The sequence below is a fragment of the Jeongeupia wiesaeckerbachi genome, from assembly GCF_050916355.1.
GTDB lineage: Bacteria > Pseudomonadota > Gammaproteobacteria > Burkholderiales > Chitinibacteraceae > Jeongeupia > Jeongeupia wiesaeckerbachi.
Genome location: NZ_CP136946.1, coordinates 331,797 through 350,785 on the forward strand (window position 1 = coordinate 331,797; position 18,989 = coordinate 350,785).

Genomic DNA, 18,989 nt, shown 5'->3' on the forward strand with positions numbered 1-18,989 from the left:
TGCGCCATCAAGGCCGCGCACCGCGCGGCCTTGATGCATTTCACACCACTCGCCCTCAGCGCCACACGCCTGTAGACTCATGAAAGCTAGCACTAAGCAACCATCATGAAAGCAATCGAAATGTCGCCGGCGTTATCGGACATGTCGCCTATTTCTTTATTTGCCGTGTTATGCACTGTCCGTGCATACACCACATTAGAGCGCACAAGTGGAAATTCAGACCCTCTGGCTACTGATTCTCGGCATGGCCACCCCAGTAGCCGGTGTAGTCGGTTTCGCCATACAGCTCCGCCAAGTAAAGAAGACACAGCTTGAAAACGAAAAGCTTTTACTAGAGATTGCAGCACTTAAGTCCGCAAGAGAAAAAAGCTCGCAAAGAGTTCGAATCGCTTCGTCAGAAGAAATAGATCGCTTTGGCAAAAAGCGTGCCCAGTTTAGCAGGGGGAGACAGCCAAATTTAGATTGGGCATCGCTTGAAAAACCCAACAAGCGGAGTGAGCGGCTTATAGCAACGGCAATTCTACTATTCGTATTTTTCGTTGTTGGCTACGCAATCTATGATCTTTATCGTTTTGTTCGGTGGCTCGCGCATGTTCTCTAACACCTCACTCAATCTCGATGGGCTATCGCCCGCCGGTTTGTCACTTGCGCTAAGTCATTGATGCCAGAAAGATTTCCGAGCTCGAGGAATACATGCCGCATGTGCTTGAAACTAATTCCGAAATTCGGCGGCGTACACCACGGCCACCTGCTCCCGTCAGAGGGGGCAAGCAATGTCGCACTCGGTTCGTTCTCGTTCCTATCTTTCGCAACGTACGAACAGTAACGCATCAACTCGCTTCGGGATCCTGAGTGCCAAGTGGCATTTAGGTTCTCAAAGAGAACGAAATGCTTCCTAAGCTACGAGCACACTTTCTTCGGCCCCCTCTTCCAGTAAATCTTTCCGCTAGCAACCTGATGCCACGATCAGCAATTAATTTCCTTTCAATTGAAAAGAAATCCCTTGATCATCCGGACCACACCTATTTCCTCAAACCCGGGCATCATCACATGGATTGCCATACACCCAAGGAGTAAAAATGAAATACGAAGGAAGCTGTCACTGCAGACAAGTAGCTTTTGAGGTCGAGGGTGAGCTCACCCAAGTGACAGCGTGCAACTGCTCAATCTGTTCGCGAAAGGGCGCATTGCTGTGGGGGGTCAAACCCGATCAATTTCGCTTGACGTCCTCTTCGGAAAAACTGGCCACTTACACTTTTGGCAACCAGCGCATTGAGCATCGATTTTGCCCGAAATGCGGTGTCCATACATTTGCCGAAGGCATTCTCTCGGGCAATAAAATGGTGGTGGTTAATGCCAATTGCCTTGAAAGCGTGGCACTGTCGTCGCTGCCACTCAGGCACTTTGACGGTCGCTCGCGTTAGTCATCATGGCGCCGGTTTTTCCAGCCGAGCGAACCTGCGCAAAAACCGCGCAGTCGCCCGCGTAGGGTTTGCCCGCAGGTTGCGCCAAGTCCGCGCTACACTCCGCCCGATCCGAGCTCGGAACCTCAACGCCGTTTGCAACTCTGGATGTAATCCAGTGCCGGATAGTTCTGCTGCAAGTAGTCGGCCGCGCCCGGCCCCTGCAACTTCTGCACATCCGGCCCCTTGCCCCAGGGCGGGATATCGCCATAGCTCATGTTGAAGCGGCTGACGGTCTGCTGCATCGACACCGGGGTCACGTAGCCGATCGGCGTTTCCCACGGCTGGGTGCCGAGGTGTTCGACTTTTTCGCCGAGCGTGATGAACAGGTGTTCGGTACGGGAGTTGGTGCCGGCGCCGGCGAAGCTGATGTAGCCGCGCTTGAACTGGCGCAATGCCGGCTGTTTTAGATCGTCGGCGATCGCCGACCATTTTTTTGCTGCAGCCTTCGATTGCGGAAAACCGAACTGGCACAGCACGCCATCAAGGCAGCGAAAGAACGGCACGCGGTTGAAGTGGCCGGCGTCGACCAGTTGCAGGAAGCGCTCGGCGCCCTTGGGACTCCATTCCGGGCGGATGACGATGTCGATCGCCCCCTTGGTGGTCTGGCACACCACGTTGACCTGGCCGGCGGCGCTGCCGGTTGCGGCGGCCGTTGCCAGCGCCATACCCACGAGTTGCAGCTTCATCTTGTCTCCCTGTGGCCCGCGGGCCTTGTTGTTTGGCGCCGACAATGCGCCAGCGTGAGCGCAGCTTGCCGTCGCAACTGCCCGGCCACAAGCGCCAGGTTCGCCAGCGTTGCGGCCCGGCCGATGACCGTTGATACCTGCCTTCCGACGATTCGTCGGTACGCACCGCCCGGTCATTGAATCCCTGCCGGCTGTACCCATCTGCTTGAGCAAACAAGGAGTCCGCATGTTCGGTTTTCTCAAGACCCGCAAGCGCGCCAGGCTGCTGGCCGCCAATCCGATTCCCGATGCGCTGTGGCAGCAGGTGATGCGTGCGCCGCTGTTCATCGGCCTTTCCGACAGCGAACGGCTCACCCTGCGCGACCACGCCGCGTGGTTCCTCGCCGAGAAAACCATCACGCCGGTCAACGGACTGGAACTCGGCGACGCGGCGCGCGTGCTGCTGGCGGCACAGGCTGTGCTGCCGATCCTGCATCTCGGCTTCGACGCCTACGACGACTGGCACGAGGTCATCGTCTATCCGGGGCAGTTCCTCAGCCGCGACCGGTATACCGACCATGCGGGTCTGGTACACGAGTTCGAGCAGGTGCTCGCCGGCCAGGCACGCAGCGACGGCCCGGTGCTGCTGTCGTGGCTGGACGTGTCCGAGTCGCCGTGGCTGGACGGCTGGAACGTCGTCATCCACGAATTCGCCCACAAGCTCGACATGCGCTCGGGCGACGCCAACGGCTGTCCGCCGCTGCACAAGGGCATGGACTACGCCGGCTGGAAACGTAGCTTCTCGCTCGCCTTCGACGATCTGAGCCGGCGCGCCGATCACGATCTGTACAGCCCGATCGACCTGTACGCGGCCGAGAATCCGGCCGAGTGCTTCGCGGTGTTCACCGAATACTTCTTCGAAACCCCGCACGCGCTGACCGAGCATTACCCGGCCGTGTACGAGCAACTCAAGGCCTTCTACAAGCAGGACCCGGCGGCGCGGCTGCCGCGCGTACGTTACCGGCCCTGCTTCGAACCGGTAAACTTCGGCCCGGTCACCATCCCGACCCCGGCACCGGAGTATTGAATGCAGTTGTTGTTGAACGGCGAGTTGAACGCCGACGATGCCCTCGCCGCCGCGCTGGCCGAGCGCTACGGCTTCACGCCGACGCACGCCGCGCCGGCCGATGGCTACTTTCTGGCGTTTGAAGACGGCCGGCTCAGCTTGCAGCAGACCGGCGACAGGGCCCGCGTCTGCGTTGATTTCGTCGACGGCGCCAGTGCACACCGGCGCAAGTTCGGCGGCGGTCGCGGCCAGCCGGTCGCCAAGGCGGTCGGCTTGAAAGGCGGCGCAACGCCGGCCGTGCTCGACGCGACCGCCGGCCAGGGGCGCGATGCCTTCGTGCTGGCCAGCCTCGGCTGCAGCGTGACGCTGATCGAGCGCAGCCCGGTCGCCGCGGCCTTGCTCGACGACGGGCTGCGGCGCGCGGCACTGGATGCCGATACCGCCGAAATCGCCGCGCGGATGACCTTGATCCACGCCGATTCGCTGCAATGGCTGCTGGCCGCCGCAGCGAAGTCGTTCGACGTGGTCTTCCTCGACCCGATGTTTCCCGAACCGGACAAACGGGCGAAGTCGAAAAAGGAAATGGCGATGTTCCAGGCCCTGATCGGCGGCGATACCGACGCCGACGCGCTGCTGTCGCCGGCACGGCACATTGCGCGCCAGCGCGTCGTCGTCAAACGGCCAAGGCACGCGCCGTGGCTGGCCGAGGTCAAGCCGAACTTCGACTATCCGGGCGAGAGCACCCGCTTCGACGCCTATTTGCCGCTGGTTTCTTAAAACCCAAGCCCAGTCGGCGAGCGGGCCAAAGCAGTTGGGGAACCAGTTGCGGTGCCCCCGCAAAGAGTTCACCCGGCGGCCGGAATGGACACAAGGTCCCATGAGGATTCCGCGTATCGGCCGGAGGCAAACTGCGCAGCCGCCTGATGCGACCGGTTTCTAGGGCATCGACGCCGACGCCTGCCGCAGCTCGGCACAACCGTCTTCGATGCTGCCGCCGTCGGTCGACAGGGTGCAGCTGACATTCCCGAAACGGCGGTAAGCCGGTTCACGCACCGGGAGCGACACCGGCACGGGCACCGCGGTCGGAGGCACGATCGCGGTGGCGACGTCGCTGGCCGCAGAGGCCGCCATGACGACGGCCACCTGACTGGCCCGCAACACCAGCTCGGCGCGAAGCCGGTCGATCTCGCCGCGACTTTGCGCCAGCTCCTGCGCCAGCGCGGTGGCGCGCGCCTCCTGCCCGGCCGCGTCGGCGTCACTGAGCTGCTGGCCGACAAATACCCCGGCCAGCAAGGTCAGCGTCACGACAAGCAAGCCCAGCGATGTCCACAACAGGGTCTTGAGCATGGATCAGAACGTCCCGGATTTCGGCGCGGGAGCATCCCCGGCCGGCAGGATCTCGCCCAAGGCCGGCAGATCGCCCTTCTGGTCGAAATCGATGCCGCCCGGCTTCCACGGCGAGAACAGCTTGCCATACAGCCGATAAGACGGTGCCGCGCCATCGCCGCGCTTCAGCAGGCGCGCCAGCCCGCCGAGGTTGCTGACGATGTCGACCGGCACGGTGGCCTCGCCGAGCGCCGGAATCGTCACGCTGACGTTCGATACGCCGTCGGCGATCGGCTTGCCGTTGACCTCGAGCTTGGCGTTCAGCCCGGATACCGGCACCGAGACATTGTTCGGGTTCTGCACCCGCAGGCTCAGCGTAAAGCGCTGCTCGAAGATGCCAATGTCCTTGATCGCGATCCCGGCGACCGAGACCTTGGGTTTCTCGAACGACGTCGGCAGACTCGAACACCCGGCGAGCAGTGCCAGCAGTGCAATCAGCAGCAGTTTTTTCATGCGGCAGCCCCGCTCAGCACCGCCAGCCGCTCGGCCAGCTCGCCTTCCAGCGGCAAGGCCCCCGGCGTGTCCGGGTGGATCACCGCGAAAGTCACCTCGGCCTCGGCGACGAGCTTGCCGTTGTCCTGCCGGACGATGCGCTGGGCGATGACGCCGGCGCGTTCATCGAGCCGGTCTAGCCGGGTGTCGACCACCAGCACGTCGCCCATCGTCGCCGGCCGCTTGTAGCGGATATCGATGCGACTGACCACCAGCGCCAACTGGCGCTGCATGAACCAGTCGAGGTCGCCGTGTGCTTCGAGCGCGCCCCAGCGGGCCTCTTCGAGGAACTCGAGATAGCGGGCATTGTTGACGTGGCCGTACAGGTCGAGGTGGTAACCGCGGACTTTGATTTCGGTCTGGTGCATGGCGAGCCAAACGGGCAGAAAGGAGAGCCAAATCTTAGCACTTTGATTTCACGCGGGTCTTAGTGATAATCGGACGTTTGCCGTTTCAAACCAGCCGGCTTTCATCGGCGCGGCACACCGCCCGGCCACGCCGGGAGGCACCCCACAATAGGCTGTCCGGCCAAGCGGCCCGGTACCGCGCACTGCGCGACCGGTCGGCGGCACGGACGGCAGGAGACTTCAGCCCGATGGACCTGCGCCACTCGCGGCCATTCCGGATCTTTCTGCTTCTGATATCCGGATTGACGCTGCTGATCGGCATCGTGCCGTATTTCGTCGAAGCCACGCTGGTGCGCGATGCGCTCACCAGCCAGATTGCCAGTGAAACCCGCCGCTCGCTCGTCGTGGCCGGCAAGGCACGCTTCGTCTTCCTTCCCCGCCCTGCGGTCACCCTCGGCGATGTCACGCTGACGCAGCCCGATTCGGACCAGCGTTTCGTGCATGCCGACCGTGTCCGCGTGCGGCTGGCGCTGTGGCCGCTGCTGCGCGGCAAGCCGGTGATCGACCAGGTCGATTTCGACGACCCCGAACTGCAGATCGAGCGCTTTGCCGACGGCACCTACAACTTCGAAGACCTGCTGGCGACGCCCGACCACCCGCGCCGGGTCGAATTCCGCCTCGACGCGCTGCATTTCGATCGGGCCAAGCTCGTCTACCGCGATGCGCTGGTCGGCGTCGATGGCACCGTCTCGGCGCTCGATTTCAGTCTCGACAATCTGGCCGACCCGAAAAACGGCCGCTTCGTCGCCCAGGGCAAGCTCAGCATCGGCGACGGCAAGACACCGTGGTGGAGCGGCAGCGTCGAAGCCAACGCCGCGATGCGCTACACCGAAACCGATCGGCGCCTGTCGGTGGCCGATCTGCGTTTCGAGCTCAAGCAGCAGGGCCCGAGCAAACCCGGCGTCGACATCGCGGCCAGCGGCCTGACCGCCGTCGGCAATCTCGTCTACGGCTGGCAACCGCTGCGGCTGACCGGTGGCGAGCTGAAAATCAGCGGCTACGGCCGCCGCGCCGGACAGGACTGGCAGGGCGAGCTGAACCTGCCATCGCTCAAGGTCACCGAGAACACGCTGTCGCTCGAGCAGCCCCGCCTCGCCGTGCGGATGCAGAGCCCGCGCAGCCGCTTCGCCACCGGCATCTCGGTGCCGCAACTCTCCGGCACGCTGCAGGGGCTGATGCGCGCCGACAAGGCCAAGATCAATATCGAGCTGGTCACGCCGCAGCAGACGCTGGCGCTCAACTTCGTCAGCCCGCTCGAACTCTACAGCGGCACGCTGGCGAAGCTCACCGGCTACAGCCTGTCCGGCCAGTACGGCAACAAGGCACTGCCGCGCGGTGCAATCCCGTTCGAACTCGCCGGCAACGCCGCGCTGAACCTGCGCAACGAAACCATCCGTCTCGACAGCCACGGTGCGCTCGACCACGCACCGCTGAAGGCCACGTTCAGCGTCGACGATTTCGTCTCGCCGCGCTATGGCTTCGACGTCGACCTCGCCCAGCTCGACCTGACGCCCTACCTGCCGGTCGTTGCCGCCGGCGCCAAGAACGTCTCCGCCACTGCGCCGATGGATTTCCAGTGGCTCGACCGGCTCGACGCGCAGGGCCAGCTCAAGATCGGCGAATTGACGATGAACAAGCTGCATTTCAACGACATCGCGCTGGGCTTTGCCGCCAAGAACCACAAGCTCGCACTTGATCCGCTCGCCGCCAATGTCTACGGCGGCCAACTCAGTGGCCGGCTCGAGATCGACAACGGTCGCGGCAAGCCGCGCTGGCACGCGAGCCAGCGGCTGACGAACATGAACATCAATATGTTGCTGACCGACCTGCTCGACACCTCGCGTTTCGAAGGCCGTGGTCACCTCAACCTCGACGTCAGCGCCGTCGGCGACACGCTGGCCGATCTGCGCAAGACCTCGGGCGGCGACGTCCGGGTGCAATTGTCCAAGGGTTCGGTACGCGGCATCGACATCGAGGCGCTGCTGCGCACCGCCAGCCGCCAGATCAAGGCCATGAACGGCGAAGTGACCCAGCTGCCCAACCTCGAAGCGCGGACGCGCTTCTCCGAACTGAACGCGACGCTGCAACTGAAACACGGCGTTGCCACCAATAGCGATCTGCTGGTCCGCGCCGGCGTGTTGCGGCTGGCCGGCGGCGGCACGATCGACCTCGGCGCCGGCCAGGTCGATTACCAGCTCAAGGCCAGCGCCAATCCGGACGTGCCCGAACTCAAGGGCATCGTCGGCCTGACGCTGCCGATCGAGTTCTCCGGCCCGCTCAACGCGCCGACCTACCACGTCGACTACACCAGCCTGAAGCACCAGTTGCTCGAGCGGCAGAAGACCGAAGAGGAAGCCAAGGTCAAAGCACGCGAGGCGGAGGCCGCACGCAAGGCGGCCGCAGCCAAAGCGGCCGAAAAGGCAGCCAAGAAAGCCAAGCCGTCGAGCAAGGCGCCGACCAAGCCGGCAACGCCCGCCGCCAAGAACCAAGCGGTGAGCGCCAAACGATGAGGCCCGGACAATGAGTCAGTTTGCCGATCGGCTGATCGCCTGGCAGGGCGAGCACGGCCGTCACGACCTGCCCTGGCAGGTGGCCGACGCCTACCGCGTCTGGTTGTCGGAAATCATGCTGCAGCAAACACAGGTGACGACGGTCATCGATTACTACCAGCGCTTTTTGCAGCGTTTCCCCGATATCGCCAGCCTCGCCGTCGCGCCGCTCGACGATGTGCTGGCCTTGTGGAGCGGCCTCGGCTACTACACTCGCGCCCGCAATCTGCACAAGGCAGCGCAGGTGGTGATGAACGATTTCGGCGGCGCATTTCCGCGCGCCCCCACCGACATCGAAACACTGCCGGGCATCGGCCGCTCGACCGCGGCGGCGATTACCGCCTTCTCGTTCGACACCCGCGCGGCGATCCTCGACGGCAACGTCAAGCGCGTGCTGGCGCGCTGGGCCGGCATCGACGGCTTCCCCGGCCAGAAGGCGATTGAAAACCGGCTGTGGGCGCTGGCCGACAGCCTGCTACCGGCCAGTGGCAGTGATATGCCGGCGTACACGCAGGCGCAGATGGACCTCGGCGCTACAGTCTGCACACCGAAAAAACCAGCCTGTCTGGCCTGTCCGATCTCGACCGACTGCGTTGCCCGGCTGACCGGCCGGCAAGCCGAGCTGCCGACGCCGAAACCGAAGAAGGCCGTGCCCGAGCGCAGCACGGTGATGCTGCTGATCCGCAACGACGCCGGCCGACTGCTGCTGCAGAAACGTCCGCCGACCGGCATCTGGGGCGGGCTGTGGTGCCTGCCCGAAACCGCCGACACGCTCGGCGCCGAACGCTTCTGCACCGATACGCTCCGGCTGGCCGTCGACCTCGACCCCGCCTTGCCGGATTTCGTCCACGTATTCACGCACTTCCGGCTGACGATCACGCCGCTGCCGGCGATCGTCGTTGGCGCAACGGCCCTGGCCGACGACGGCGCGCTGCGCTGGTTCGATCGCAGCGAAGCGCTGGCCGCCGGTATTCCGACGCCGCTGCGCCGGCTGCTGAACGCCTGACACACCTAAATAGCGGAAACTGCCTCACTGACATCTGCCGGTCATCCACGGCTGGCATAGTGCAGTCAGGATCTCTTAGACGCAGTGCTGTCACACTGTCATGACAAGGGCAGGCCCACGGGTCTGTCCTTTTTTTTGCCCGCCGCCGGCATATTTCGGGCGAGTGCATCGCGTCCTTTGGCGCCCATCGCCAGCGTGGCGATGCATGCGGGCCTTGCCGACTCCCCGCATTCTCCACCCCGGCCTTACGCGCTTGCCGCGTCCTCGGGACGCACCGGTTCACGTGCCGACAGCCCATGCCGATTGCGGTGCGCGCGCGATATCAACCTCCTCGATATCGGCCACACCGAACGGCATCGCCCCCGGCTGCTGCACGGCGCCGTCGTGAGTTCGTGCCTCAGCGCGACGACGTCCGCACGCAACGGTAGCTCAGCTCGGCACCATCGAATCGACCGGACAAACTGGCATCGGCCGGACAGACCGCGTAGGTCCAGCCGCGATACAGTTGCACCGACTGCTGCGGTGGCACCGTCCGCTCCTGACCTTCAGTCTCCGGGCCGAACTCGGCGACGCGGCTACATGGCCAGTTGACGTTGCTCGCCCCGGGCAAGGCACAGCCCAGCATGCGGACCGGCTTCGAGCAGACGTTGCGGTACAGCGGATCATCGAGCGGCGAAGCTTCGGCACGCGCCGGCTGCAGGCAATCGACGGCCTCCGGAACGCGAGTTTCAAGCGTTGCCGACCATGCAGCGGGGGCGGTGAACAGAACCAGCAGGATCAAGCGTTGCAGGGCCATGGTGGACTCCTTGGTCGGGCAGCGCCGGACAATGCAAGTGAAAGGCGGCACCTGATTCCGCTATAGCGGATTTGCGCGGGCATGGCGGCCGCCCAAGACAAATGGTTGGTTATAGCAATAATTATTACCGATCATTTCCAGCTGCTTTCTACGAAAGAAAAATTCAATACCGCACGATCGCGTTGCCCCTACAATCGACCTCCGACGCGTCCACCGGAATGTTGCATGCTCCCTACCCGCTTCTTTGCCCTCCTGCTGCTGTTCGGCTGTATCACCGCCTATGCCGCCGACGACGACGGCCCGCCCCTGCGCAAGGACCTGAACGAGCAGGTACTGATGCTGCCGGTCAAGCCGGGCATTTTCGGCTTCGACCTTGAAACCACGCTGTTCAAGCCCGACGGTGTGGGGCCGTTTCCGTTGGCTGTCATCAACCATGGCAAGAATTCCGGCCAGACCTTCTATCAGGATCGCCAGCGCTACACGGTAATGACGCAGGAATTGCTCAAGCGCGGTTATATCGTCGCGCTACCGATGCGCCGCAGTTTCGGCAAATCTGGCGGGGAATACCGCTTCGAAGGCTGCAATCTGGCGCAGGACGCCCGCAATCAGGCCGACGATGTTGCAAAGGTCATCGAGCTGCTCCGCGAACGACCCGATGTCGACGGTAGCCGCATCCTTGTCATGGGACAATCGCACGGCGGATTTACCAGCCTGGCATTGGCCGAGCGGGATATTCCCGGCATGAAGGCCGTACTGAACTTTGCCGGCGGGTTGTACTACAGCAAGGATTGGCCAGGCTGCACTTGGGAGCCTTCGATCAACAAGGCATTCGAGGCACTGGGCAAGGACGCCAAGGTCGACTCGCTCTGGTTCTATGGCGAGAACGATTCACTGTTTCCTCCCCGGATCGCGCAGTCGTTTTTTACCCGCTATACCGAAGCCGGCGGCAAAGCTGAGCTGGTGAGCTTTCCGGCCTTCCGCCAAAATGCCCATCTCATGTTTGGCACGCACGAAGGCTTCGAGAAAATCTGGTGGCCCAAGGCCGAGCCCTTCCTCAAGGCGCACGGCTTGCCGACCATGGTGATCAATCCGCAATACGTAGATCCGCCCACACCCAAGCCCAGCGGCTACGCCGAAATGGCCAATGTCGATGCGCTGCCCAAGCACATCAGTGATGAAGCCCGGGCCGAATACCGCAAGGTGATTACCGAGCAACCGTCCCCTCGTGTTTTCGCCTTCAATCCCGATGGCCCCGGCTTTGCCTATCTGACGGGATACAACGATGCTGGCGCAGCGCAGTACTACGCGCTGAAGATGTGCCAATCGGCCGCTAGAAAGCCGTGCCAGATCTACCTGCTGGACGATGTAGTCGTCTGGCCCAAACCGGCCGCAACTACTGTCGATACAACCACGGCTGGCCGTTCCAAAACCACGCCTGAAAGCTGAACCCGACTGCGGTAAACTCGCCGTTTTCCCCGCGCCGCCAGAGAGCCCCGCCATGCCCGTGAACCTGCCCGAACTCGATCCCGCCCAATTGCACGCCGTCGCCGGCGTGGAAATCGGTATTGCCTCCGCCGGCGTCAAGACCGCCGGCCGCAAGGACGTGACCCTGTTCCGATTCGCGCCGGGCACCCGCGTGGCGGGCGTGTTCACGCTCAACCGCTTCTGTGCCGCGCCGGTACGCATCTGCCAGACCCATCTGGCCGAAAGCGGCGAAGTCCGCGCGCTGGTGATCAACACCGGCAACGCCAACGCCGGCACCGGTCTCGATGGTTACGAGCGCGCGAAGAAGATCTGCCTCGCCACCGCCGAGCAGCTCGGCGTCGACCCGGTCGAAGTGCTGCCGTTCTCGACCGGCGTGATCCTCGAACCGCTGCCGTTCGAAAAGATCATCGCCGCGCTGCCGGCCGCCAAGGCCGACCTTCTGCCTTCCAACTGGGCCGCCGCCGCGTACTCGATCATGACCACCGACACCGCTCCGAAGGCCAAGTCGGTGCAGCTGGAAATCGGCGGCAAGCTCGTCACCGTCACCGGTATCGCCAAGGGCGCCGGCATGATCCACCCGAACATGGCCACCATGCTCGGCTATGTCGCCACCGACGCCAGCGTCAGCCAGTCTCTGCTGCAGGAGCTGGTCAAGTGGGCAGCCGACCGCTCGTTCAACTCGATCACCGTCGACGGCGACACCAGCACCAACGACAGCTTCATTCTCGCCGCCACCGGCCAGGCCGGTAATGCCGAAATCGATGACGCCGCCAGCGCCGAATTCTCGCTGCTGCGCGACGCCGTGCTCGAAGTCAGCCAATACCTCGCCAAGGCCATCATCCGCGACGGCGAAGGCGCAACCAAGTTCATGACCATCAAGGTCGAGGGCGGCAAGACCTGGGACGAATGCAAAACGGTCGGCTACGCGATCGGCAAATCGCCGCTGGTAAAGACCGCGTTCTTCGCGTCGGACCCCAACCTCGGCCGCATCCTCTGCGCGATCGGTTACTCGGGCGTCGATGCGCTCGACGTCGACAAACTCGAAGTTTGGCTCGACGACGTCCTCGTCGCCAAGGACGGCGGCCGCCATCCGGATTACAAGGAAGAAGACGGCCAGCGCGTACTCAAGCAGTCCGAAATCACCATCACGGTGAAGCTGGGTCGCGGCGATGTCGAAGCGACGGTGTGGACGTGCGACTTCAGCTACGACTATGTGAAGATCAACGCCGACTACCGCTCGTAGCCCTTCGGCAAATCCCCGCTGACTGCGCTGGCTTGTCGTACCCGTTTGTACTGCCTGTGCTCGCGCGCCTTGCCAGCGGGGATTTTCCTCGGACTATCGTTCCCCGGTTTGCCGTTGATTCATCGGTTGATTGAAAGAGACAAAAAAGCCGGCAATGCCGGCTTTTTTGTTCCTGACTGTGACAGTGCTGTCGTGATACGCGAAACAAGCTTGGGCCATATGTACAATCCACGAAAGCAAAAAAAAACCGGCACCATCGAACATATCGCCAAAACCTTTACTTCGGTCAATCATGTTCAAATTCAGCCAAAACCAATCGCAACCCGCTGCTCATGCCCCTGAGCAAGAATCCATTAAAGGCACACATTTCCTCGGCAAATTGCCGTACCGCGATTACCTGAGTGTCCTCCAAATCTCCAGTGCCCACGTCTACCTGACTTATCCCTTTGTATTGAGCTGGTCATTGCTGGAAGCCATGGCGTGCGGTTGCCGGATCATTGCTTCGGATACGGCGCCGGTGCGGGAGGTGATCGAGGATGGTGTTCACGGTGCGTTGGTGGATTTCTTTGACACCTCTGCGCTGTACACGCAATTAAAAGGTGCTCTGTTGAACGACGCTTCAGATCTGAAAAAAAAGGCATTTGAAAGAACGAGGAACACATATTGTTGCGAAGTGGCGAGCTCAAAATATGAGGCAGCAATCCATGACGGCATGCTGATACGTGAAATGTATTGATTTCTGAAATTTAGATGTCCAAATTGTATTTGGACAGAAAGGGCTTTGTTCTCTTGTATGGCTTTTTCAATGTTGGGTGACATGTCAGGCAATGATTTTCTGAGTTTTTAAAAGACATTTTGGAGTGTGGTGTGAAAATATTTTTTTCGATGGCGCTGCTGATGAGTCTATTTTTGCTCGGAGGGTGTAAGAGGGAGGATGATTCACAGTTTATTCCCAATGAAACCTTGCCAAAACGTTTGCGTGATCAGGCTATGTTAATCGAAGGGCGGATTGTTGAAATTAATGCCGTAGGGAAACTAAAATCGGTTGGGGGTTATTCGAATCCAGTTACTTTAGATGAATTTTGCGAGAAAATATCCGGCTCTTACGTAGGGGGTATTTTATATAGCATTGATGGGATGGTTGTTGCTGGGGGCGAATGGATTGATTCTGAGAGCAGGCGTTACGTTATATTTGCCAAAAGCACAGATGTTTGCTCTAGGCGAGATGTTTTGAACCGCTTGATTGGAAGGGATGTGATTTTCATTGCTAGAAAAACTAGCAGGGCATTGGCATTTGAAATTAATTTGAGCGTTCCTGATTTCAGTCTCTTGGAAAAGGATGGAGTTCCAGATGGCTGGAGATGGAATCTGCCTTATATTCAATTTCCGGAAATTCGGGACTTTCTTTTTTTTCTATTTTAGGATAAGTTCATGAACCTTGATCAAAGTGTTGTTGACGCCATAATTTCGCCCTCTTCTTTGCAAGAATCTAAGGTTGTTCGTTATAAATTTGGAGATAAACTTTCGTTGCTTCAGACGGCAGAATTTTATGCTGGAAATATGGGGTCTCCATTAGCAGCTGGCCATGCAATTTCCGAATTTCGTCAAATGAGTGTAGAGGAAATGGCTGCTGTCCGAAGCATATTTGATATGTACGAAGAATACCTTGATGTAACATTTGTTGAGGTTGGTTCGACCGAGAAGGCCGATATAGATTTTTGCACGATGCCTATGGCTGACTTGAATGCTAATGGAGTTTGGTTTAATGGCATATCGCCTTACCGCCATGATTCAAATACAGCGATGTGCATTTGCATTCATCGCGCTCGCCTATGCGGTTTACAGCTTCATTCAAGGCGATTTTTACATGCCAGCCAAGAATGGGCAGGGAATGCACTTCCAAGGGGCATCGGCATTATTATTGCAATTGATGCTTTTGTTTTCGGCATTGACCAACCTGGCGCCATTAGGTGCGATCTACGACAACACAGCCAGGTTTGATTACGAAAAAATCCGCCGTTACAGTGCTTTTTCTGCCTATGGCATTTTGGGGTTAGGCCTCACACCCAACCTATTCCGCCTCACTGGCGCAGCCGATATATATACATCAAGCTGGCTCTTGCGAGTTTTAGGCTGGATTCTTGTCGGTACTCTATGCGCACAATTTGGAAGGCTGCCCCCTTCATACCTGAAAAAAATGCCCGCACTCAAACGCAGAATGCATCAAAAGGCATTGCTTATGTTACCGCGACCCTGACTGGCGCCATTTCCGTCCTATTTTTCGTACTAGCCGGACTTGCATTTTCAGCGAGGCCTGACTTGGCGCTCTCTCCCACAGTGCTCATTCTTTTGGCACTTGGAGCCGGATCGGCATACTGGACAAGTTCGATCATTAAACGCGGCAAATCGGCTCAATAGGTCCACACACAGTCCAGACCAAAAAAACGCCGGCAACCGCCGGCGTTTTTGCATGCGAAGCATTTCAAGCGCCTGCGTCAAATACCCCAGTGCGCATGCGGCGCCAACGACTGGAAGTCGACCGCCATTGCCACGCTCAGCACGGTGATCGTGACGACCGAGCACTTGAACACCTGCCGCGCCCACTGCGATACCGCGGGCTGGCCGGCGTCGAGCTTGCGGCCCGACAGCGCGATCGCCACCCACCACAGGCTGGTCGCGCAGCTGGCCAGCAGGTAGCCGGCGCCGACATAGCCGCTGGCCGCCAGCGCCGTTGTCGCCAGCGCAAAGGCGATGATGTAGAGCAGGATCTGCTTCTTCGCCTCGTCGATGCCGCGTACCACCGGCAGCACCGGAATGCCGGCGGCGCGGTAGTCGTCGAAACGGAAGATCGCGATCGCGTACGAGTGCGGCATCTGCCACAGGCAGAACATCAGCAGCAGGATGGCGGCGCCGAGGTCGAACTGGCCGCGCGCGGCGCAGTAGGCGGCCACCGGCGGCGCAGCGCCCGACAGGCTGCCGACCATGGTGCCCCAGACCGAATGACGCTTCATATACAGGCTGTAAACGCCGACGTAGATGACGAAGCCGAAAGCGGCACAGGCGAGCGCCACGCCGTTGCTCCACAGCGCCAGCAGGCCAAAGCCCGCCAGCGCCAGCACGCAGCCGTGCGCGAACGCCGCCCGAACCGACATCGCGCCGCTGACCAGCACGCGCTTTTGGGTGCGGGCCATTTTGGCGTCGATGTCGCGGTCGATGCAGTTGTTGAACGCGCAGCCGGCGGCGACGACGAGGCTCAGCCCGATCAGCGTTGCCAGCAGCGCCGACCAGTCGATCTGGCCGTGCGCGGCGAGCAGGAAGCCACCGGTCGACGAGATCAAATTGCCCATGACGATGCCGGGCTTGACGACCTGCAGGTAGCGCTTGAACGGTGCGGCTTTCATCACATCATCAGCGCGTTGGCGCTGAACAGGATCCACACCGACAAGCCGACCAGCATGAAGATGACCAGGCCGGTGAAGGCCAGCGCCATGGTGTTGAGCTTGCCGTCCTTGCTCCAGCCAAGGTGCAGGAAGCTGCGCAGGTGCACGAAGACCTGGGCCACGGCAAAGCTGAAGATCAGCACGGCCGTGGTCCGCGGCGTCAGGCCGCCTTCCATCACCAGCCAGAACGGAATCACGCTGAGGATCAGCGCGAGGACGAAGCCGATCAGATAGCCCTTGATCGTCGGCGCATGGGATTGGCTCATTTACAGCGCTCCTTGCAGGTAAACGGCGGTGAATACGCAGATCCACACCACATCGAGGAAGTGCCAGAACAGCGCCAGGCAGTTGAGGCGACCCAGAACGCGATCGCTCAGGCCCTTGGCGCCGACTTCGAGCATCAGCACGATCATCCAGATCGAACCTGCGGTGACGTGCAGGCCGTGCAGGCCGACCAGGGCGAAGAACGCCGACAGGAAGGCGCTGGTCTGCGGGCCGTGGCCGGCAGCGATCAGGTGATGGAACTCGTTGATTTCCATGCCGATGAACACCAGGCCCAAGAGCAGCGTCAGCGCCAGCCAGCGCAGCGTCGCGGCCTTGTTGTGCTGCTTGGCGCGCACCATGGCGATGCCGTTGGTGAGGCTGCTGCCGAGCAGGACGAAGGTTTCGACCAGCACGTACTTGAGTTCGAAAATCTCCTTGCCGCTGACCGAGCCAGCCGTGTTGCCCGCCAGCACCGCATAGGCGGCGAAGAAGCAGGCGAACAGGATGCAGTCGGTCATCAGGTAGAACCAGAAGCCGAGTTCGAGGGGGCTCTGCCCCTCGTCGTGGCCGTGGTGGCCATGGCCGCCGTGGGCGGCGGCGCTATGTGCAGTACTCATCAGAATTCCTTGTTGTGACTCGCGCGCGGCCGGGCACGCGGCCCGGCCGATTCCGCTCAGATCGTGGCCGTTTCGGCGTCGCGGCGCTTGCCGGTGTTGCGTTGTTGCGGCGCGCTGGCAGGCGCAACCACACCGGCGTCGGCGAGCTTGGCAAAGCGGGCGTTCTCGGTGCGCTCGACTTCGTCGGCATCGATGTAGTAATCGATGTCGTTGTCGTAGGCGCGGCGGACAAAGGCCAGCACCGTGCCGAGCAGGCCGACGATGGCCAGCCACCAGATGTGCCAGATCAGCGCGAAGCCCATCACCGTGGTGAACAGGCCGATCCAGACACCGGCCGAGGTATTCCGCGGCATGTGGATCGCTTCGTACTTGGCCGGGCGCGCATAGGCATCGCCCTCTTCCTTCATGTCGGTGAAGGCGTCGATGTCACGCACTTGCGGCAGCACCGCGAAGTTGTAGATCGGCGGCGGCGACGAGGTCGCCCATTCCAGCGTGTGGCCATTCCACGGGTCGCCGCTGACGTCGCGGTTCTGCTTGCGGTCGCGCACGGCCAGCGCAATCTGCAGCAGTTGCAGGCCGATGCCGGCGGCGATCATCACCACGCCGATGCACGCCACGTACAGCCAGATGTTCCAGTCCGGATTGTTGGTGTGGTTCAGCCGACGCGTCATGCCCATGAAGCCGAGCACGTACAGCGGCATGAAGGCGAAGTAGAAGCCGCCGATCCACAGGCCGGCGATCCACTTGCCGAGCTTGTCCGACAGCTTGAAGCCGAACACCTTGGGGAACCAGAAGGCAAAGCCCGCGAGGTAGCCGAAGACCACGCCACCGATGATGGTGTTATGGAAGTGGGCAATCAGGAACAGGCTGTTGTGCAGCACGAAGTCCGCGCCCGGCACCGACATCAGCACGCCGGTCATGCCGCCTACCGAGAAGGTGATCATGAAGCCCAGCGTCCAGATCACCGGCGCGGTGATCTTCAGCCGGCCGCGGTAGATGGTGAACAGCCAGTTGAACAGTTTCACCCCGGTCGGAATCGCGATGATCATCGTCGCGATGCCGAAGAAGGCGTTGACGTTGGCGCCGGCACCCATGGTGAAGAAGTGGTGCAGCCAGACGATCATGCCGAGGATGGTGATGCAGCCGCTGGCCCAGACCATCGAGCTGTAGCCGAACAGGCGCTTGCCGGCGAAGGTCGAAATCACTTCGGAATAGATACCGAAGGCCGGCAGCACCAGGATGTAGACCTCGGGGTGACCCCAGGCCCAGAACAGATTCATGTACAGCATGGCGTTGCCGCCGCCGGCATTGGTGAAGAAGTGGAAGCCGAGGTAGCGGTCCAGCGTCAGCATCAACAGCGTCGCGGTCAGCGCCGGGAACGATGCAGCGGCGAGCACGTTGGCCCAGGTGCAGGTCCAGGTGAAAATCGGCATCTGCATCAGCTTCATGCCCGGTGCGCGCATCTTGAACACGGTGACGAGGAAGTTGATCGCCGTCAGCGTCGTCCCGAGGCCGGATAGCTGCAGCGCCCAGATGTAGTAATCAACCCCGACACCCGGGCTGTAGGCCAGCTCCGACAGCGGCGGATAGGCGGTCCAGCCGGTGCGGGCGAATTCGCCGACGCCGAAGGAAATGTTGATCAGCGCCATGCCGGCGGCCATCAGCCAGAAGCTCAGCGAGTTGACGAAGGGGAAAGCCACGTCACGCGCGCCGATCTGCAGCGGCAGGATCAGATTCATCAAGCCGGCCATGAAGGGCATCGCCATGAAGATGATCATGATCGTGCCGTGGGCGGTGAAGATCTGGTCGTAGTGTTCCGGCGGCAGGAAGCCGGCGTGGCCGCTGGTGGCAACGGCCAGCTGCGTGCGCATCATCAGCGCATCGGCAAAGCCGCGCAGCAGCATCACCATGGCGACGATGATGTACATCACGCCGATACGCTTGTGGTCGACCGAAGTCAGCCACTCACGCCAGATATAGCCCCACTTGCCGAAATAGGAGACCGCGCCCAGCAGCAGCGCACCCAGCAGGCTGGCGGCGGCCAGCGTCACCATGATGATGGGTTCGTGGAACGGGATTGCGTCGAGGGTTAGTTTTCCGAACATCG

20 protein-coding genes are annotated in these 18,989 nt (G+C 61.2%); 11 read left to right on the top strand and 9 right to left on the bottom strand.

The window, feature by feature from the left end:
- Positions 1-208 precede the first annotated feature (208 nt).
- Positions 209-601, top strand: a complete 393-nt coding sequence (locus R0382_RS01575; RefSeq protein ID WP_432721795.1) for a hypothetical protein — start codon at positions 209-211, stop codon at positions 599-601.
- Between the two features lie 478 nt (positions 602-1,079).
- A complete protein-coding gene (locus R0382_RS01580; RefSeq protein WP_432721796.1) occupies positions 1,080-1,424 on the top strand; it encodes a GFA family protein in 345 nt (114 codons plus the stop codon).
- A 125-nt stretch (positions 1,425-1,549) separates the two neighbouring features.
- Here R0382_RS01580 and R0382_RS01585 read toward each other — a convergent pair whose 3' ends face one another.
- A complete protein-coding gene (locus R0382_RS01585) occupies positions 1,550-2,152 on the bottom strand; it encodes a peptidylprolyl isomerase (RefSeq protein ID WP_432721797.1) in 603 nt (200 codons plus the stop codon).
- A gap of 226 nt (positions 2,153-2,378) precedes the next feature.
- Here R0382_RS01585 and R0382_RS01590 point away from each other — a divergent pair, with 226 nt between their 5' ends.
- Both R0382_RS01590 and R0382_RS01595 read left to right on the top strand, forming a co-directional pair.
- On the top strand, positions 2,379-3,218 hold the full coding sequence (locus R0382_RS01590) for a zinc-dependent peptidase (RefSeq protein WP_432721798.1): 840 nt from the start codon (positions 2,379-2,381) through the stop codon (positions 3,216-3,218).
- Positions 3,219-3,974 carry a class I SAM-dependent methyltransferase gene (locus R0382_RS01595; RefSeq protein WP_432721799.1) on the top strand — a complete coding sequence of 252 codons (756 nt, stop codon included), beginning with the start codon at positions 3,219-3,221 and terminating at the stop codon, positions 3,972-3,974.
- A 159-nt stretch (positions 3,975-4,133) separates the two neighbouring features.
- On the opposite strand, the gene R0382_RS01600 is transcribed toward R0382_RS01595, so the two are convergent.
- The 3 genes from R0382_RS01600 to R0382_RS01610 are packed head-to-tail and all read right to left on the bottom strand — an operon-like array spanning position 4,134 to position 5,443.
- On the bottom strand, positions 4,134-4,544 hold the full coding sequence (locus tag R0382_RS01600; RefSeq protein ID WP_432721800.1) for a hypothetical protein: 411 nt from the start codon (positions 4,542-4,544) through the stop codon (positions 4,134-4,136).
- Between the two features lie 3 nt (positions 4,545-4,547).
- Positions 4,548-5,036, bottom strand: coding sequence for an LEA type 2 family protein (locus tag R0382_RS01605; protein WP_432721801.1), 489 nt, complete (start codon positions 5,034-5,036; stop codon positions 4,548-4,550).
- Positions 5,033-5,443, bottom strand: a complete 411-nt coding sequence (locus R0382_RS01610; RefSeq protein WP_432721802.1) for an acyl-CoA thioesterase — start codon at positions 5,441-5,443, stop codon at positions 5,033-5,035. Before R0382_RS01610 ends, R0382_RS01605 begins: the two co-directional genes overlap by 4 nt.
- A 227-nt stretch (positions 5,444-5,670) precedes the next feature.
- On the opposite strand from R0382_RS01610, the gene R0382_RS01615 reads away from it, so the two are divergent.
- A complete protein-coding gene (locus R0382_RS01615; protein ID WP_432721803.1) occupies positions 5,671-7,992 on the top strand; it encodes an AsmA family protein in 2,322 nt (773 codons plus the stop codon).
- 10 nt (positions 7,993-8,002) lie between these two features.
- Positions 8,003-9,037, top strand: a complete 1,035-nt coding sequence (mutY, locus tag R0382_RS01620; protein ID WP_432721804.1) for an A/G-specific adenine glycosylase — start codon at positions 8,003-8,005, stop codon at positions 9,035-9,037.
- A gap of 397 nt (positions 9,038-9,434) precedes the next feature.
- Here mutY and R0382_RS01625 read toward each other — a convergent pair whose 3' ends face one another.
- Positions 9,435-9,833 (bottom strand): hypothetical protein, encoded by a 399-nt coding sequence (locus tag R0382_RS01625; RefSeq protein ID WP_432721805.1) that lies wholly within the window; start codon positions 9,831-9,833, stop codon positions 9,435-9,437.
- An 81-nt stretch (positions 9,834-9,914) separates the two neighbouring features.
- On the opposite strand from R0382_RS01625, the gene R0382_RS01630 reads away from it, so the two are divergent.
- From R0382_RS01630 to R0382_RS01650, 5 genes are all read left to right on the top strand, one after another.
- Positions 9,915-11,279 carry a dienelactone hydrolase family protein gene (locus R0382_RS01630; RefSeq protein WP_432721806.1) on the top strand — a complete coding sequence of 455 codons (1,365 nt, stop codon included), beginning with the start codon at positions 9,915-9,917 and terminating at the stop codon, positions 11,277-11,279.
- Between the two features lie 52 nt (positions 11,280-11,331).
- Positions 11,332-12,561, top strand: coding sequence for a bifunctional glutamate N-acetyltransferase/amino-acid acetyltransferase ArgJ (gene argJ, locus R0382_RS01635; protein ID WP_432721807.1), 1,230 nt, complete (start codon positions 11,332-11,334; stop codon positions 12,559-12,561).
- 292 nt (positions 12,562-12,853) lie between these two features.
- Positions 12,854-13,297 carry a glycosyltransferase gene (locus R0382_RS01640; RefSeq protein ID WP_432721808.1) on the top strand — a complete coding sequence of 148 codons (444 nt, stop codon included), beginning with the start codon at positions 12,854-12,856 and terminating at the stop codon, positions 13,295-13,297.
- A 131-nt stretch (positions 13,298-13,428) separates the two neighbouring features.
- Positions 13,429-13,983, top strand: a complete 555-nt coding sequence (locus R0382_RS01645; protein WP_432721809.1) for a hypothetical protein — start codon at positions 13,429-13,431, stop codon at positions 13,981-13,983.
- 9 nt (positions 13,984-13,992) lie between these two features.
- Positions 13,993-14,562: a hypothetical protein gene (locus tag R0382_RS01650; RefSeq protein WP_432721810.1), complete on the top strand. Its 570-nt coding sequence runs from the start codon at positions 13,993-13,995 to the stop codon at positions 14,560-14,562.
- A gap of 494 nt (positions 14,563-15,056) precedes the next feature.
- Here the strand turns inward: R0382_RS01650 and cyoE are convergent, their stop codons facing one another.
- Genes cyoE through cyoB form a run of 4 tightly spaced genes read right to left on the bottom strand, consistent with a single transcriptional unit; the run spans position 15,057 to position 18,987 of the window.
- Positions 15,057-15,962, bottom strand: coding sequence for a heme o synthase (gene cyoE / locus R0382_RS01655; RefSeq protein WP_432721811.1), 906 nt, complete (start codon positions 15,960-15,962; stop codon positions 15,057-15,059).
- Positions 15,962-16,267, bottom strand: a complete 306-nt coding sequence (cyoD, locus tag R0382_RS01660) for a cytochrome o ubiquinol oxidase subunit IV (protein WP_432721812.1) — start codon at positions 16,265-16,267, stop codon at positions 15,962-15,964. Before cyoD ends, cyoE begins: the two co-directional genes overlap by 1 nt.
- Positions 16,268-16,882 (bottom strand): cytochrome o ubiquinol oxidase subunit III, encoded by a 615-nt coding sequence (gene cyoC, locus R0382_RS01665; RefSeq protein WP_432721813.1) that lies wholly within the window; start codon positions 16,880-16,882, stop codon positions 16,268-16,270. It abuts the gene before it with no gap.
- Between the two features lie 56 nt (positions 16,883-16,938).
- On the bottom strand, positions 16,939-18,987 hold the full coding sequence (gene cyoB / locus R0382_RS01670; protein ID WP_432721814.1) for a cytochrome o ubiquinol oxidase subunit I: 2,049 nt from the start codon (positions 18,985-18,987) through the stop codon (positions 16,939-16,941).
- Positions 18,988-18,989 lie beyond the last annotated feature (2 nt).